General features: G+C 55.1%; 2 rRNA genes. Both read left to right on the forward strand.

Annotation, left to right across the window (positions count from 1 at the left end):
• A 16S ribosomal RNA gene (locus tag ACSC1S_RS21815) occupies positions 1 to 99 on the forward strand; the annotation flags it as partial.
• Between the two features lie 364 nt (positions 100 to 463).
• Positions 464 to 994, forward strand: a 23S ribosomal RNA gene (locus tag ACSC1S_RS21820); the annotation flags it as partial.

The following is a 994-nucleotide window of genomic DNA, read 5'->3' on the forward strand; positions in this document are numbered from 1 at the left end:
GGATGAGGCCATCGCAACGATGGTCGAATCTGGGCTTCGCAAGGGGGCTTAAGTCGTAACAAGGTAGCCGTAGGGGAATCTGCGGCTGGATCACCTCCACAGACCGGGACCGGGCAGTATGCCCGGCCCACTTAGTCTCGTCCGACGCGATCCGTCCGGGCGCTTTAGAACCACCAAGGCTCGGAACCTGAACCTCATGCTGGAACGCCCTCTATATCAGAGGCGTCTGGGTTCGACTCCCAGAGAGGTCGTACGTTCAGGACGGAATCGAATCGCTCCCCTTAAGTGTGGGACGACGAAACGATTTCATCCTGAAAGAAAACCGATGCACCATCCCGTGCAAGCGAGGGTGGGAAGGGTCGAACGTGCGCCAAGAAGACTACTTGGCTGCGTAATGAAACCGTGTGTAAACGCAATCCAGACGTCCACTGGACCTTTCACCAGGTAACAGTGAACGTCCCATTCAGCGTGGCTACTTTGCCACCTGGTGGATGGCTCGGCTCGAGTGCCGACGAAGGACGTGCCAAGCTGCGAAAAGCCGTAGGGACCCGCACGGAGGGAAAGAACTACGGATCTCCTAATAGGAATCCTCTCGCAATTGCCTTGCGCAATGGGGAACGCCGGGAATTGAAACATCTCAGTACCGGCAGGAAGAGAAAGCAATCCGCGATGTCGTTAGTAACGGCGAGTAAACGCGACACAGTCCAAACCGAAGCCCTTACGGGCAATGTGGTGTTCGGACTGACTCTCACTGCTCGACCATCTGTGTGAAGTCTCTTGGAATAGAGCACGATACAGGGTGACAGTCCCGTAATCCAGATCAGTACAGCACGCGTCAGCTCCAGAGTAGCGGGGGTTGGATATCCCTCGTGAATATGGCAGGCATCAACTGCTAAGACTAAATACTACTCGAGACCGATAGTGAACAAGTAGCGTGAGCGAACACTGAAAAGCACCCCGAAAAGGGAGGTGCAATAGGGCCTGAAATCAGGTG

The sequence above is a fragment of the Haloarchaeobius pelagicus genome (assembly GCF_051207375.1).
Taxonomy (GTDB): domain Archaea; phylum Halobacteriota; class Halobacteria; order Halobacteriales; family Natrialbaceae; genus Haloarchaeobius.